The sequence below is a fragment of the Pseudomonas sp. BMW13 genome, from assembly GCF_013357275.1.
GTDB lineage: Bacteria > Pseudomonadota > Gammaproteobacteria > Pseudomonadales > Pseudomonadaceae > Aquipseudomonas > Aquipseudomonas khazarica.
On record NZ_SUKD01000012.1, the window covers coordinates 253,458 to 267,796 of the forward strand.

The following is a 14,339-nucleotide window of genomic DNA, read 5'->3' on the forward strand; positions in this document are numbered from 1 at the left end:
GGCTCCTTTCCCATGAATGGGAGAGGGTCATCAGACGGCCGCTGGCTGGCGGCCGCCTTCCTTACTGGCGAACGCCTTCGATCGAAATGATCAGCTCGACGGTCTCCGAAGCCGGGCCGAGGTCCATGGCGATGTCGAAGTCCTTCAGCTTCAGGGTCGTGGTGCCTTCGAAACCGGCGCGGTAGCCGCCCCACGGGTCCTTGCCTTCACCGATGAACTTGGCCGCGATCACCACCGGCTTGGTCACGCCGTTGAGGGTCAGGTTGCCGGTGACGTCAGCGCTGCCTTCACCAGTGGACTTGACCGAGGTGGACTCGAAGGTCGCGGTGTCGTGCTTGCTGGCATTGAGGAAGTCGGCACTGCGGATGTGCTTGTCGCGCTCGGCGTGGTTGGTGTCGACGCTGGCGGTCTTCAGGCTCACGCTGACCTTGCTGGCCTCGGGGTTGGCGGCGTCGAAGCTGAACTTGCCGTCGAAATCCTTGAAGGTGCCGTATAGCCAGCTGTAGCCCAGGTGGCTGATCTTGAAGTTGACGAAGGCGTGCTGGCCTTGCTTGTCGATGGCATAGTCGGCCGCCATGGCCTGCCCGCCGATCAGGGCGGAACCCAGAACCAGTGCAGCGAGGGCATTCTTCAACATGGGTGTTCTCCTTGCGAGGTTGTCGATCTAGGTGGGCCTTGGCCCGATGATGAATAGCTTCAGCGCCCGAACATCCGCAGCAGGGTGCTGTCGCGGTCGATGAAATGGTGCTTGAGTGCGGCCAGGCCGTGCACGACCGCGAAGATCACCAGGCCCCAGGCCAGGTATTCGTGGATATCACCGGCGATATCTTCCTGGTGCTCGATGCCCGTCAGGGTGGCGGGCACGCTGAACAGCCCGAATACCTCGATACCACGGCCATCCGCGGTGGAAATCAGGTAACCGGAGACCATCACGCCGAACAGGCCCAGGTAAAGCGCGGCATGGCCCAGCTTGGAAGCCAGGCGGGTGAGCGCGCCATGGTTCTCCAGCGCCGCTGGCGCCGGGTTGAACAGGCGCCACAACACGCGCAGCAGCATGGTCGCGAACAGCAGGATGCCGATGCTCTTGTGCAGGTCCGGCGCACTCTGGCGCCAGGGGTCGTAATAGCTGAGCCCGACCATCCAGAAACCGAGGGCGAAGAGGCCGAACACGGCCAGCGCCACCAACCAGTGCAACAGCACGCTGACCAGACCGTAACGAGCAGAGGTATTACGCCATTGCATGGGGACTTCCTGATTCAATTTCCGAGCAAGACTAACGGCAAATATATCGATTTAAAGCGGAAAATTTCGCTATGAAACATCGAGAAATGCGATAGCTAATTTCCATGCCTTCAAGCCGATCGGATTAGTGCGCCGCCGCTGCCGCAAAGTTCGCAAGCATGGCTACAGGCGGCGCAAAACACCGGACCAGCGGCAGTTTCCATCCCCACGCGCGCCTTCTGGTAGGCTGTGCCGCCGAACAGCGGGAGATTTCTCATGACCCAGAACGACCATTGGATGCAGCGCGACCTCGACGTGCTGTGGCACCCCTGCACCCAGATGAAGGATCACGAACGCCTGCCGCTCATCCCCATCCGCCGCGGCAAAGGCGTCTGGCTGGAGGACTTCGACGGCAACCGCTACCTGGATGCGGTCAGCTCCTGGTGGGTCAACGTCTTCGGCCACGCCAACCCGCGCATCAACGCGCGCATCCGCGAGCAACTGGACAGCCTCGAGCACGTGATGCTGGCCGGCTTCAGCCACGAACCAGTGGTGGAACTGTCCGAGCGCCTGGTGCGCCTCACGCCCGCGGGCCTGAACCGGGTGTTCTACGCCGACAACGGTTCCTCGGGCATCGAGGTGGCGCTGAAGATGAGCTTCCACTACTGGCTCAACAGCGGTGCGCCGGCCAAGAAGCGCTTCGTCACCCTGACCAACAGCTACCACGGCGAGACGGTCGCGGCGATGTCGGTGGGCGATGTGTCGCTGTTCACCGACACCTACCGCGCCCTGTTGCTCGACACCCTCAAGGTGCCGACCCCGGACTGCTACCTGCGTCCCGAGGGCGTGAGCTGGGAAGCGCACTCGCGCAGCATGTTCGCCCACATGGAACAGACCCTGGCCGAGCATCACCACGAAGTCGCTGCAGTGATCGTCGAACCCCTGATCCAGGGCGCCGGCGGCATGCGCATGTACCACCCGGTCTATCTCGAGCTGCTGCGTGACGCCTGCAACCGCTACGGCGTGCACCTGATCGTCGACGAGATCGCCGTGGGGTTCGGCCGTACCGGGACGATGTTCGCCTGCGAACAGGCCAACATCACCCCGGACTTCATGGTGCTGTCCAAGGCGCTCACCGGCGGCTACCTGCCAATGGCCGCCGTACTCACCACCGACGATGTCTACGCGGCGTTCTACGACGACTACGCGACCCTGCGTGCCTTCCTCCATTCGCACACCTACACCGGCAACCCGCTGGCCTGTGCGGCGGCGCTGGCGACCCTGGACATCTTCGAGCAGGACAACGTGATCGAGGCCAACAAGGCCCTCGCCACGCGCATGGCCAGCGCCACCGCGCACCTGGCCGAACACCCGCACGTCGCCGAGATCCGCCAGACCGGCATGGCCCTGGCCATCGAGATGGTGCAGGACAAGGCCAGCAAGACCGCCTACCCCTGGCAGGAGCGACGTGGCCTGCGCGTCTATCAGCATGCCCTGCAGCGTGGCGCGCTGCTGCGTCCGCTCGGCAGCGTGGTGTACTTCCTGCCGCCCTACGTGATCACCCCCGAGGAAATCGACTTCCTCGCCGAGGTGGCCAGCGAAGGGATCGATATCGCCACCCGTGAATCGGTCAGCGTCGCGGTGGACAATCGCTTCCCCGATCACCGCGATCCAGGCTAGCGACGACGGCCAGCGGCAAGTAACAGCGCAGAGGCGCAGTGCTTTACACTTGCCGCTTCGAACTCGTCGCTCGGTAGCTATTCATATGCGCCTATCCCGCTTCTTCATCGACGCCCCGCTCTCCCTCGGCCAGCACGAGCTGCCCGAGGCCCAGGCGCACTACATCGGCCGGGTGCTGCGTCATGCCGTGGGCGATGCCGTGCAGCTGTTCGACGGCAGTGGCCGCGAGTACCTGGGCGAGCTGATCGAGGTGGGCAAGAAAAGCGTGCGCGTGGAGCTGCGCGAGGCGCTCGATGGCCTGGCCGAGTCCGCGCTGCGCATTCACCTCGGGCAAGGCCTGTCACGCGGCGAACGCATGGACTGGGCTATCCAGAAAGCCACCGAGATGGGCGCGACGGAAATCACCCCCATCGTCTCGACGCGCTGCGAAGTGCGCCTGAAGGACGAACGGGCCGACAAGCGCATGGCCCACTGGCGCCAGGTGGCGATCAGCGCCTGCGAACAGTGCGGGCGCTCGGTGCTGCCGGTGATCTACCCACCACTGGAACTGGCCGCCTGGCTGCAGCAGACCGAAGCCGATCTGAAGCTGGTACTGCACCCGGTCGCCGCGCCGCTGCAGAGCCATGAGCAGCCAGACAGCCTGGCCTTCCTGATCGGGCCGGAAGGCGGCCTGAGCGATGCGGAAGTGGAACAGGCCATGCACGCCGGCTTCCACGCAGCACGCCTGGGACCGCGCGTTCTGCGCACGGAAACGGCGCCAGTGGTGGCCCTGAGCATCGCTCAGCAGCTGTGGGGCGACCTCCAGGCGTAAAATGTCGCCTTGGCGTAACAAAATGTGACCTCAAGAGATTGCAAGCCGAGCAGTCTTTGTCATGCTCTGCGCGCCGCGTGCGCGACCTGCTTTACCAGCGACCTGCGCCCGGCCGAGGCCGGCGCCCCGCTGCGTCGTTCCTCTTCCAATAACAAATCAACGGGCTTCGGCCCCGCCCAAAAGGCGGCCGCATGCCCAGGAGCATTGCATGAACGAACTGGTCTCGACCCTCAACGGTCTGGTCTGGAGCCCGGCGCTGATCTATCTATGTCTCGGCGTTGGTCTCTACTTCTCCCTTCGCGGCCGCTTCCTCCAGGTCCGCCACTTCAAAGAAATGATCCGCCTGATGTTCACCGGCAAAACCGATGAGCACGGCATCTCCTCCTTCCAGGCCCTGACCATGACCCTCGCCGGTCGCGTCGGTACCGGTAACATCGCCGGTGTGGCCACCGCCATCACCTTCGGCGGCCCGGGTGCGATCTTCTGGATGTGGATGGTTGCCTTCCTCGGCGCCAGCTCGGCGTTCGTCGAGTCCACCCTCGGCCAGGTGTACAAGGAAAAGCTCAACGGTGAATACCGTGGTGGCCCGGCCTTCTACATCGAGAAAGGCCTGGGTCTGAAGTGGTACGCCTGGCTGTTCGCCGTGGTCACCGTGTTCGCCTGCGGCCTGCTGCTGCCGGGCGTACAGGCCAACTCCATCGCCTCCAGCGCGCAAACCGCATTCGGCATCGACCCGAACGTGACCGCTGCCCTGCTCGCCGTCCTGATCGGCCTGATCATCTTCGGTGGCGTCAAGCGTATCGCCCACTTCACCCAGGTGGTGGTGCCGTTCATGGCGCTGGGCTACATCCTGGTCGCCCTGGTGATCATCCTGCTGAACATCGAAAAGCTGCCGGAAGTGATCGCTCTGATCTTCCGTAGCGCCTTCGGCCTCGAAGCCGGTTTCGGTGCCATCATCGGCATGGCTATCCAGTGGGGCGTGAAGCGTGGCGTCTACTCCAACGAAGCAGGTCAGGGCACCGGCCCGCACGCCTCCTCCGCGGCAGCTGTCAGCCACCCGGCCAAGCAGGGCCTGGTACAGGGCTTCTCGGTCTACATCGACACCCTGTTCGTCTGCTCGGCGACTGCCTTCATGCTGCTGATCACCGGTCAGTACAACGTACAGGCTCCCGATGGCAGCGCGCTGTTCACCGGTATCGCTGGCGTCGCCGCCGGCCCGGGCTACGTGCAGACCGCGATGGAGAACATGATGCCCGGCTTCGGTAACGCCTTCGTTGCCATCGCCCTGTTCTTCTTCGCCTTCACCACCATCCTGGCCTACTACTACATCGCCGAAACCAACATTGCCTACATCAACCGCAAGGTGAAGCGCCCGATCCTCACCCTGCTGCTGAAGTTCGGCATCATCGCGGCCACCGTATACGGCACCGTGCGCAGCGCCACCGTTGCCTGGGACCTGGGTGACCTCGGCGTGGGCCTGATGGCCTGGCTGAACATCATCGCCATCGTGCTCATGCACAAGATTGCCTACAAGTGCCTGAAGGACTATGAGCAACAGCAGGACGAAGGCAAGGACCCGGTGTTCCACCCGGAAAAACTCGGCATCAAGAACGCCGACTACTGGGGTAGCCACACCTCGGAAGACAATCTGCAAGAAGAAAAGAAAGCCGAAGCTGCAGAGGCTAACGCGCAGCGCTGATTGCGCTCGCTGACGGCATAAAAAAGCCCCGGCCATGTGCCGGGGCTTTTTCGTTGGGGCCTGCTGCGCCGTGCGGCGCGACTCAGATCAGGCCGGCATCGTCCAGCATCTGCTCCAGGGCCACCAGATCCGGAATCCGCACCACCTCATCGGCAATGCGTGCGGCCCCCAGTTCGAGCGGCGCCAGCTCGACATCGGCCGCAGCCAGGTCGCTACCGACCTTCAGCGAGCGGGGAATGCCCTGCACCAGCAAGGCGATGAACTTGACCTTGGGGCGACCGCCCAGTGCGTTGATCACCGCGACCCGTGCCCCGCTGGCGACCTGCGCCTGGCCACCACTGGCGGCCTCGAAGGAGAACAGCGGCAGGCTCAGGTCACGCCAGGCGATCTGGCCGAGAAACCACGCCGGCGCACCTTCGCTCACCTGGGGCGCGCGATAGGGAATCAGCTCGGCGACCGCCACGTTGGGCAGCAGCAGGGTGCGGTCGGCCAGCGGCACCAGCAACCCGGTGAGGTTGGCTGCACTGTTCTGGGTGGCGACGGCTTGACTCATGAAAACGTCCTATACGGGGGCAACCCCCGATCAACTGCAATGTTCGGCAAGGTGATTGACCAGGGCCACGGCCAGCTCGCGCGGGTCCGCGCTGAAGCTGCTGTAGCCACCCTCGCGCAGGCTGTCGGGCATGCTCGGGCAGGCGCAGCTGTCGCCGCGCTGGGTCCAGATCACCCCGCCCTGGCGTTTGACGTACGCGGCGGCGGCACTGCCGTCGCTGCCCATGCCACTGAAGACGATGACGCCACACTGGGCACCGAACTGTTGCGCCAGATTGAGCATCATCTGGTCGATGGAGGGGCTGTAGGGCTCCGGCCAACCGCGCTCGGCGATCTGCATGGCGCCCTGATCGTCGAAACCCAGCTCGCTGGCGATCGGCACCACCACCACTTCGCCACAGCGCACCGGGTCGCCCTGGCGTGCCGGATTGACGTGCCACTGGCTGTGCCGCCCGACGGCCTGCGGCAATGCCGCTTCGAAGCTGGCGTCGATGTGCTGGGCGTAGATGAAGCCGATGGGCAGGCCACCCGGCAGTGCATCGAGAAAGGCTTTCACCGCCGCCGGACCGCCCAGCGAGGCCGCCAGCAACCAGACCTGACGCGCCGGTTCGCCAGCCTTCAGCGGCGTATCGGCGAGCGCCTGCGGCAGCTCGAGGCGGGTCGGCCGCTGCGCTTCGTCCAGCAGGGCCTGCAGGCTGGGGCCAACGGCCTGGGCCGGGTCCCCGACCAGACGCTTGAGCTTGCCGAACAGGCTGCGCTCCCAGCGCGGATAGTTTTCGGACTGCCGTTCAGGGGCATGCCCCTCGCCGAACAACACCGGCGCGCTGGCGCGCTCCAGCAGGCTGTCGACCAGCGGCGAATCGTCCGACTGGGCCAGGTCCACCAGCCACAGGTCGGTCTCGCAAGCGGCCAGGGCATCCTCGTCGAGACGCGCCGGATCGCTGTTGAGCACCACCTGGTAACCACCACCTGCCAGCGCCTGCTGCAGCACATGGCGCTGCAGCGAGGTGTCGGCGATGACCGCAATGCGCGCGAGGGATTTCTCTGTCATGTCCGCTTGACCTGATGGCTATCCACCAACTGAGCGATGGTTTCGAGCAGCAAGGACTCCTGGTAGGGCTTGCCGAGGTACTGGTTGACGCCGATGGACATCGCCCGCTCACGGTGTTTTTCACCGGTACGCGAGGTGATCATGATGATCGGCAGGTCCTTCAGGCGTTCATCGTGGCGCACCAGGGTCGCCACCTCGAAGCCGTCCATGCGCGGCATCTCGATGTCCAGCAGCATGATGTCCGGCTTGTGCTCCTGCAGCTGGGCGATGGCATCCACCCCGTCCTTGGCAGTGACCACGTTCATGCCGTTACGCTCGAGCAGACGGCTGGTGACCTTGCGCACGGTGACCGAATCGTCCACCACCATGACCAGGGTCGGCCGGTCGACTTCGACCTCTTCGCTGATCGCCACCTGGCGCGAAGCCAGACGCGGCAGCAGCTGATTCTGCAGGTGCGCGTGCAGCACGCGGATGGTCGCCAGCAGGTCGAGAATGACCACCACGCGCCCGTCACCGAGGATGGTCGCACCGGAGATGCCGTGCACCCCGGCGAACTGCGGGCCAAGGCTCTTCACCACGATCTCGCGCGAACCGGCCAGGCTGTCGACCTGCACGGCCACGGCGTGCTCGCTGGAGCGCACCAGGATCACCGGCAGCGGCAGGCTCTGGCCCACCAGCTTGGGCTGCTGGCCATTGTTCAGCAGGTCGCCGAGGTACTTCAGTTCGTAGGCCTGGCCGGCGTACTCGAAGCGCGGCGCATCCGGGGCGTAGTAGGCCTCCAGTTCGTAAGGCGAAACGCGCACGATACCTTCGATGGTGTTCAACGGAATGGCGTACAGGTCCTCGCCCGAGTACACCATCAGCGCGCGGTTGACCGACACGGTGAACGGCAGGCGGATGGTGAAGCGCGTGCCCTGACCCAGGGTCGAGTCGATGCTCATCGAGCCACCGAGCTGCTTGACCTCGGAGTGCACCACGTCCATGCCGACGCCGCGTCCGGAAATCTGCGTGACCTTCTCGGCGGTGGAGAAACCGGCCTCGAGGATGAACTGCAGGATCTCGTGATCGCTCAGGTCGCTGTCGGCGTCCATCAGGCCACGTTCGATGGCCTTGCGGCGCACGGCTTCCAGACGGATACCACCGCCATCGTCATCCAGCGTGAGGACGATATCACCGCCCTCGCGCCCCAGATTCAGGCGGATGGTGCCGGCATCCGGCTTGCCTGCGGCGCGGCGTACATCAGCCACTTCGATCCCGTGGTCGACGGCGTTGCGCAGCATGTGCTCCAGCGGCGCGACGATACGTTCGAGCACGGTACGGTCCATTTCCCCCTCGGCGTTGCCGACGACGAACTCCACCTGCTTGCCGAGCTCGCCGGCCACCTGCCGGACGATGCGCCGCAGGCGCGGGACCAGGCGGTCGAAGGGCACCATGCGCGTACGCATCAGGCCTTCCTGCAACTCGGTGTTGACCCGCGCCTGTTGCAGCAGCAGGGTCTCGGCGTCGCGGTTCTTCGCGGCCAGGGTTTCCTTCAGGTCGAGCAAGTCGGACGCGGACTCGAACAGCGCACGCGAGAGCTGCTGCAGCTGCGAGTGACGGTCCATTTCCAGCGGGTCGAAATCCTCGTAGCCGGCACGTTCGGCCTCGGCCTGGTAGCGGCTGAGAATCTGCGCCTGGGTCTCGGTGTCGAGACGACGCAGCTGGTCACGCACACGGTCGATGGTCGCTTCCATCTCGCTCAGGGTGAAGCTCACGTCACTGACCTGCTGCTCGACACGGCCGCGGAAGATCGAGGTCTCACCGGCCAGGTTGACCAGCCCTTCGAGCAACTCGGCAGGAACCTTGACCAGTTCCTGTGGCGCGCGGCGCGCGGCAGCCTCGGCAGCCGCCTCTTCGGCCCGGCGCACGAACGGCAGGACCTTGGGTGCCTGCAGCTGCGTCGGCGCGTCGCTGGCGGCGACGATCGGCGCACTGCTCTGCACCGGCAGCGTGGCAACCTCGACCGGTTCGACCGGCGCGGCAGCCGGCTCATCGGCCAGGCTGGCACTGAGGCGCTGGCGCAGCAGATCGAGTTCCTGCTGCAGGCCTTCGAAACCGGACTGCACATCGAGGAACAGGCTTTCCGGCCACGGTGCGCCCTGCTGCAATGCCTCGCTCAGATGCTGTTCAAGGTCGTGGCTCATGTCGCCCAGGCGTTTCTGCCCGGCCAGGCGCGCACCGCCCTTGAGGGTGTGCAGGATGCGCAGCATCTCGTCGATCGGCGCGCTGTCCTCGCGCTGATCTTCCCAGCGCCCGATGGCCGTTTCCATCGCCTCGAGCAGGTCATCGCCCTCTTCGAGGAAGATGTCGAGAATGTCGCTGTCCGCCTCATCGGCGTCGTCGCTCTCGACCACCGCCTTGAGCTGAACGGCCGACGGCATGCTCAGTTGTTCGTCAGGATTGGCGCGGAAGCGTTTGATCGTATCGATCAGGTCCTCGCCCGAGGGCACCGCACGCTGGCCACGCACCGCTTCCAGCATCTCGGCCAGGCGGTCATGACAGGCCTGCAGCAGGGTGAAGAGTTCCGGGCTGGCACGCAGACGGCCGCCGCCGAGACCTTCGTAGAGGAATTCGAGCTCATGGGCCAGATCGCCGATTTCGCGGATCTCGGCCATGCGCGCACCACCCTTGAGGGTGTGCAGATCGCGCTGCAGGGCTTCCAGTTCCAGGCTGTTGTCGACATCGCCCATCCAGCGCTGCAGGGCTGCGCCCGCGCTTTCGATGATGTCGAAGCCTTCCTCGAGGAAGATCTCCACCAGCTCGGGATCGCGTTCCTCGTGCCAGCTGTCCACGACCTGCGCTGCAGGTGCAGGCGCAGGTTCCGGCTCGGGCTCGGGCTCGGGCTCGGGCTCGGGCTCGGCAGCAGTCTCGGCCAACGGCAGCAGCGGCTCGTCAGGCAGTTCCAGCTCCACTTCGTCGACGAGCGGCAGGTTGTCTTCGAGCGGTACGTCGATGACCTCGTCGACGACGACGTCGTCCTCGACCAGGGCCAGAGGCGGCGTGTCATCGTCAGCGAGATCGAATTCGAGCGGCTCGTCAGCCTCGCTGGCCGGTGGTTCGTCGAGCATCGGCGCCTCGACCTGGGCAGCGGCTGCCGACAGGCTCTGTGCTGGCCCGCCCTGGCGGAACTGACGGATCGCCTGGATCAGGTCATCACCGGAAACCAGCGGCTGGCGCGCCTGCAGCTGGTCGAGCATCTGCGCCAGGCGGTCGTGGCTCTGCTGCAGCAGGTTACCCAGCTCCGGCGAATGGTTGTAGCGGCGGTCGACCAGGCCTTCGTACAGGGACTCCAGCTCATGGCCCAGATCGCCTATCGGACGAATCGAGGCCATACGCGCACCACCCTTGAGGGTGTGCAGGTCACGCTGCAGCGACGACAGCGGCATGGTGTTGTCCGGCTCGCTCAGCCAGCGCTCCAGCGCCTGCCCCGCGCTTTCCAGAATGTCGACGGCTTCTTCGAGGAAGATCTCGACCATCTCCTCGTCGAGTTCGGCATCGGCCGGGCTGAAGCTCGCGTGCGCTTCAGGCATCGGCTCGGCCTCGACGGCCTCGAACGGCTCCTCGGTCAGCTGCGGCTCGGCGGGGGCATCGCTCGCGGCCGACTGTTCGGCCTGCTCGAGTTCGGCGGTGGCCTGGTCCAGTTCGACGACTTGCAGGCCTTCGACATCGGGCGACAGCAACGCCAGGGTGTTCGGGTCGATGGCCTCGGCCAGCAACTGACGCAGCGCCTCAACACGCTCGGGCTGAGGGCTGACCTGCAGCGCGGCGGCCACCTGGTCCATCATGCCGATCAGCGCTTCGTGGGCTTTCTCTGCCTCGTCGAAGAAACGCTCGCTGACGGCCAGACTGCCTTCCTCGACGGCGCCATAGAGGTCGAGCAAGGCTTCGCAGAGCTCGTCGATCTGCGGCAGTTCGGCCATTTCCGCGCCACGCCCCAGGGTCGTCAGCTCTTCCAGCAGCGCGGACAACTCCTGACGCTCGGAGGGGTGCTCGCGCCACTTGCGCAGCAGGTCCTCGGCATCCAGCAGGATGTCCATGCCTTCGGCGAGGAAGATGCTGATCAGCTGCGGATCACGGCTCTCGCCGCTTTCTCCGCTACGCTCGTCCTCGGCACTGGCGAGGCGATCCTGATGCAGTGCCTGGACCCGGGCAAGGAATGCCTCGGCACCGGGAATCGCTGCCAGTGGCTGGCTTTCCAGGTTGTCCAGGCCGATGCGGAACAGCCCCTCGGCACTGCTCAGCAGTTCCGCAGCGGCGAGGTCGACCTGAATCAGGTTGGTCTTGAATTCCTTGACCAGCTTCTCCAGCGGCGCGGCGATTTCCGCCACGGGGAGAATGCCGGCCATGTAGGCGCTGCCCTTGAGCGTGTGCAGGGCACGCTGCAGGTCGTCGGTTACCGGTTGCGGCAACTCCTGCGCACAATCGGCGAGGAAGCCGACCAGGGTATCCAGATGAGTCTCGGCCTCGTTGCGGAAGATCTCCAGCAGCTGAGGATCGAGGGGCTCGCCATCGAGGTCCTGATCCAGGGCGACCGGGGCCTGCTCGACGGCGGCGGTAGCTTCGGTTACGCCCACGGGCTCGGCTACCTGCGGAGCGGCCGGGGCGTCAGATTTTGGGGGCGTTTGCCCCTTGGCCAGGGCGTGCGCCGTGGCGGCCAGCAGGTCGACATCATCGCGCTGACGCTGGGCCTTGGCGGCGAACTCCTCGACCAGTGCCGGCATCAGGGCGACGACGTCGAGCACGACCTGCTGCACCGGTGCAGCGGGCTCGATGCTGCGATCCAGAACACGGTTGAGCAGGTTCTCGATGGACCAGGCCAGCTCCCCGATGACCAGCGCGCGCACCATGCGCCCGCTGCCCTTGAGGGTGTGGAAGGCGCGCCGCACTTCGATCAGCGCATCCTTGTTGTCGGTATCGGCCTGCCACTGCGGCAGGTACTCGGCGATGGTTTCCAGCACTTCACCGGCTTCTTCGATGAAGACTTCCAGCAGCTCCTCGTCCACCGGTTCTTCGTCGGCAGGCGGCGGCAGCAGGCTGGGCGGAACGTCGGCGGCAGGCGGGTTGATCGCCTGTACCGGTGCGGCCATCACGTCGGCCATCGACAGCGGCTTGTCCGCCTCCGCCTCGGCGGCTGGCGGCGCAACCTCGGGCGCGCTGGGCAGTTCGACTTCCGGCAGCTCCAGGTCCGCCAGTTCCAGCTCGTCCCACTGCGGCGTCTCGCTCAGTTGCTCGAGGCTCAGCTCTTCCAGCTCAGGTTCCGCCTCGATCTCGATCAGCGCGGCAGGGGCAAGCTCGTCGTCCTGCAGCGACGGCAGCTCATCGAGCTCCGCCAGCTCGAAGGTGAAGCCGTCAGCGGAATCAGCGACGACCGGCAGCTCCGCGTCGCCCTCCAGCAATTCCAGATCGGCCGGTGCCTCGGCGGGCTGCTCGTCGATCTCGTCAACCTGGGGCGCGATCTCGGCCAGCGGCTCTTCCAGCAGTTCGTCCTCGGCGCCGAGCAGTTCGATTTCCTGCAGCGGGTCGGCCAGTGGCGCCAGGGTTTCTTCCTCCGGCTCGACACGGTCGAGAATCGAAGGCTTTTCCTTGAGCGGATAGCCCAGGGTCTCCAGGCTTTCCTCGGCAACGTCGAGGATCAGATCGCCCTGGGTGCCATGGTCTTCGGCCAGACGTTCGAGGTAGTACTCGACGCTGGTGATGGCGTCGGCCAGGGTATCCAGGCTCTGCCAGTTGGGCACGGCCTTGCGTGCCAGCAACTGCTCCTGAATGTAGCGGTTGCAGGCATTGAGCAGGTCGGCGGCGCGCTGCAGCGGAATCATCGCCAGGCCCCCACGGACCTGGGTCAGCAGCTCGGGCACGCGCGCCAGGTGTTCGTGGTTCCACTGCGAGGCAATGAACTCGATGATCGCGTCCTTGGCCTGCTCCAGGCCATTGCGCGCTTCCTTGATGACGAGCTGGTGAATCTGTCCGACATCGGTGGTCGGCAGGTGGCTTTGCTCGTTCTGGCTGTCATCGCCCGGGCCGACCATGCCGGCCAGCGTCGCTTCGACGTAGAGCAGCGCGCCAGCCACGTCCATCAGCACCGCGTCGTTGGGTTCGCGCTGGCCGAGGGACAGCGCATGGATCACGTCGATCTGGTCGAGAATGACCTTGCGCGGCTGGCCGAAGCCAAGCACCGCGAGGGTATCGGCGATCTGCTTCAGCGGTGCCAGCAGGGCATCCAGCTCGCCCGGACGACTGCGGTCGCTGCGCACGAACAGGTCGAGGCTGTCCTTGACCCGCACCAGTTCCTCGCACAGTGCCGCCACCACCGAGCGCATGGCATCGCGGTCGGGGCCAGCCAGGCGGGCACGCTCTTCGTCCACCACCTCGGTATCGGGCAGGGCATCGTCGAGGCGGTACTGCGCCTTCAGGCTGCGGATGCGCGGCGATTGCGCCGGCGCCTTGGCCACATAGAACAGCAGGTTCTTGGTCAGCTCGTCGGGAGCGGACTGGTTGATGCCGTCAGCACCTTCCTCGACCAGGCGCTTGAGCTCCTTGTCGACCTGGCGCAGCAGGGTGCGCACCGAGGTGCCGTTGACCACGCTGCCGTTGGCCAGCCCTTCGATCAGGCCGGAGGCGATCTGCCACAGGCCGCCCAGCGGGGCGTCCTTGCACAGGTTCTCCAGACGGGCGAAGACCCGCGCCATGTAGCCGAGGTTGGTGGCCAGGTCCTGGTTGCGGATGACGCCGACCAGCGCCATCTGCAGCATCTGCCGCAGTTTGCGCAGCAGCACCGGCAGTTCGGCGGTACGCAGACGCGCCAGGCCACCCTCCGGCAGCGCCGGCAGGCGGACGGACATGTCCGGGGAGAACAGGCTGGTTTCCGACAGCAGCTTCTCGCCACGGGCGGCGCGCAGGTCGTTGAGCAGTGGCAGCACGACCATCGGCAGGTCGCGACGGGCGGTCTGGATGCGGTCGAGGTAGACCGGCAGCTGCAGGATAGCCTGCATCAGCACTTCCAGGGCCTCGCCCTGGTTGGCGACGCGGCCTTCCATCAGTGCCTTGGCCAGCTGCTCCATCTCTTCGGCGAGCAACGCAGCGCCGTAGAACTCGACCATCTGCAAGGTGCCGTGAACCTGGTGCACGTAGGTCAGGCAGAAGCGCATGCGCGTGGGGTCCTGCGGGTTCTCGACGAACGCCTCCAGGGCCTGCCGCGCCTGCTTCAGGGTTTCCCCGATCTCGCCTTTTACCCACTCCAGGGCGACATAATCATGCCGATCACCCATAGCCACTCCACTCATAAACTT

8 protein-coding genes are annotated in these 14,339 nt (G+C 65.5%); 3 read left to right on the top strand and 5 right to left on the bottom strand.

Annotated features, from left to right (window positions below):
• Window positions 1–61 precede the first annotated feature (61 nt).
• Both E4487_RS10235 and E4487_RS10240 read right to left on the bottom strand, forming a co-directional pair.
• On the bottom strand, window positions 62–637 hold the full coding sequence (locus tag E4487_RS10235) for a YceI family protein (RefSeq protein ID WP_175253279.1): 576 nt from the start codon (window positions 635–637) through the stop codon (window positions 62–64).
• Between the two features lie 59 nt (window positions 638–696).
• Window positions 697–1,242 (bottom strand): cytochrome b, encoded by a 546-nt coding sequence (locus E4487_RS10240; protein WP_037050118.1) that lies wholly within the window; start codon window positions 1,240–1,242, stop codon window positions 697–699.
• Between the two features lie 255 nt (window positions 1,243–1,497).
• On the opposite strand from E4487_RS10240, the gene E4487_RS10245 reads away from it, so the two are divergent.
• The 3 genes from E4487_RS10245 (at window position 1,498) to E4487_RS10255 (ending at window position 5,411) form a co-directional block, all read left to right on the top strand.
• Window positions 1,498–2,901, top strand: coding sequence for an adenosylmethionine--8-amino-7-oxononanoate transaminase (locus tag E4487_RS10245; protein ID WP_175253280.1), 1,404 nt, complete (start codon window positions 1,498–1,500; stop codon window positions 2,899–2,901).
• A gap of 85 nt (window positions 2,902–2,986) precedes the next feature.
• Window positions 2,987–3,712, top strand: a complete 726-nt coding sequence (locus E4487_RS10250) for a 16S rRNA (uracil(1498)-N(3))-methyltransferase (RefSeq protein WP_175253281.1) — start codon at window positions 2,987–2,989, stop codon at window positions 3,710–3,712.
• 208 nt (window positions 3,713–3,920) lie between these two features.
• Window positions 3,921–5,411 (top strand): sodium:alanine symporter family protein, encoded by a 1,491-nt coding sequence (locus E4487_RS10255; protein WP_037050126.1) that lies wholly within the window; start codon window positions 3,921–3,923, stop codon window positions 5,409–5,411.
• A gap of 82 nt (window positions 5,412–5,493) precedes the next feature.
• On the opposite strand, the gene E4487_RS10260 is transcribed toward E4487_RS10255, so the two are convergent.
• From E4487_RS10260 to E4487_RS10270, 3 genes are read right to left on the bottom strand one after another with little or no spacing between them, the layout of a single operon-like run.
• Window positions 5,494–5,964, bottom strand: a complete 471-nt coding sequence (locus tag E4487_RS10260) for a chemotaxis protein CheW (protein ID WP_047589664.1) — start codon at window positions 5,962–5,964, stop codon at window positions 5,494–5,496.
• Window positions 5,965–5,994: 30 nt separating this feature from the next.
• On the bottom strand, window positions 5,995–7,014 hold the full coding sequence (locus E4487_RS10265) for a chemotaxis protein CheB (RefSeq protein ID WP_037050131.1): 1,020 nt from the start codon (window positions 7,012–7,014) through the stop codon (window positions 5,995–5,997).
• Window positions 7,011–14,318 carry an Hpt domain-containing protein gene (locus E4487_RS10270; RefSeq protein WP_175253282.1) on the bottom strand — a complete coding sequence of 2,436 codons (7,308 nt, stop codon included), beginning with the start codon at window positions 14,316–14,318 and terminating at the stop codon, window positions 7,011–7,013. Before E4487_RS10270 ends, E4487_RS10265 begins: the two co-directional genes overlap by 4 nt.
• Between the last annotated feature and the right edge of the window lie 21 nt (window positions 14,319–14,339).

Excerpts from the sequence above, each read along its gene's own strand:
- E4487_RS10260 (WP_047589664.1), bottom strand. The coding sequence starts at position 5,964 with ATGAGTCAAGCCGTCGCCACCCAGAACAGTGCAGCCAACCTCACCGGG.
- E4487_RS10235 (WP_175253279.1), bottom strand. The coding sequence starts at position 637 with ATGTTGAAGAATGCCCTCGCTGCACTGGTTCTGGGTTCCGCCCTGATC.
- E4487_RS10255 (WP_037050126.1), top strand. The coding sequence starts at position 3,921 with ATGAACGAACTGGTCTCGACCCTCAACGGTCTGGTCTGGAGCCCGGCG.
- E4487_RS10250 (WP_175253281.1), top strand. The coding sequence starts at position 2,987 with ATGCGCCTATCCCGCTTCTTCATCGACGCCCCGCTCTCCCTCGGCCAG.
- E4487_RS10240 (WP_037050118.1), bottom strand. The coding sequence starts at position 1,242 with ATGCAATGGCGTAATACCTCTGCTCGTTACGGTCTGGTCAGCGTGCTG.
- E4487_RS10265 (WP_037050131.1), bottom strand. The coding sequence starts at position 7,014 with ATGACAGAGAAATCCCTCGCGCGCATTGCGGTCATCGCCGACACCTCG.
- E4487_RS10270 (WP_175253282.1), bottom strand. The coding sequence starts at position 14,318 with ATGGGTGATCGGCATGATTATGTCGCCCTGGAGTGGGTAAAAGGCGAG.
- E4487_RS10245 (WP_175253280.1), top strand. The coding sequence starts at position 1,498 with ATGACCCAGAACGACCATTGGATGCAGCGCGACCTCGACGTGCTGTGG.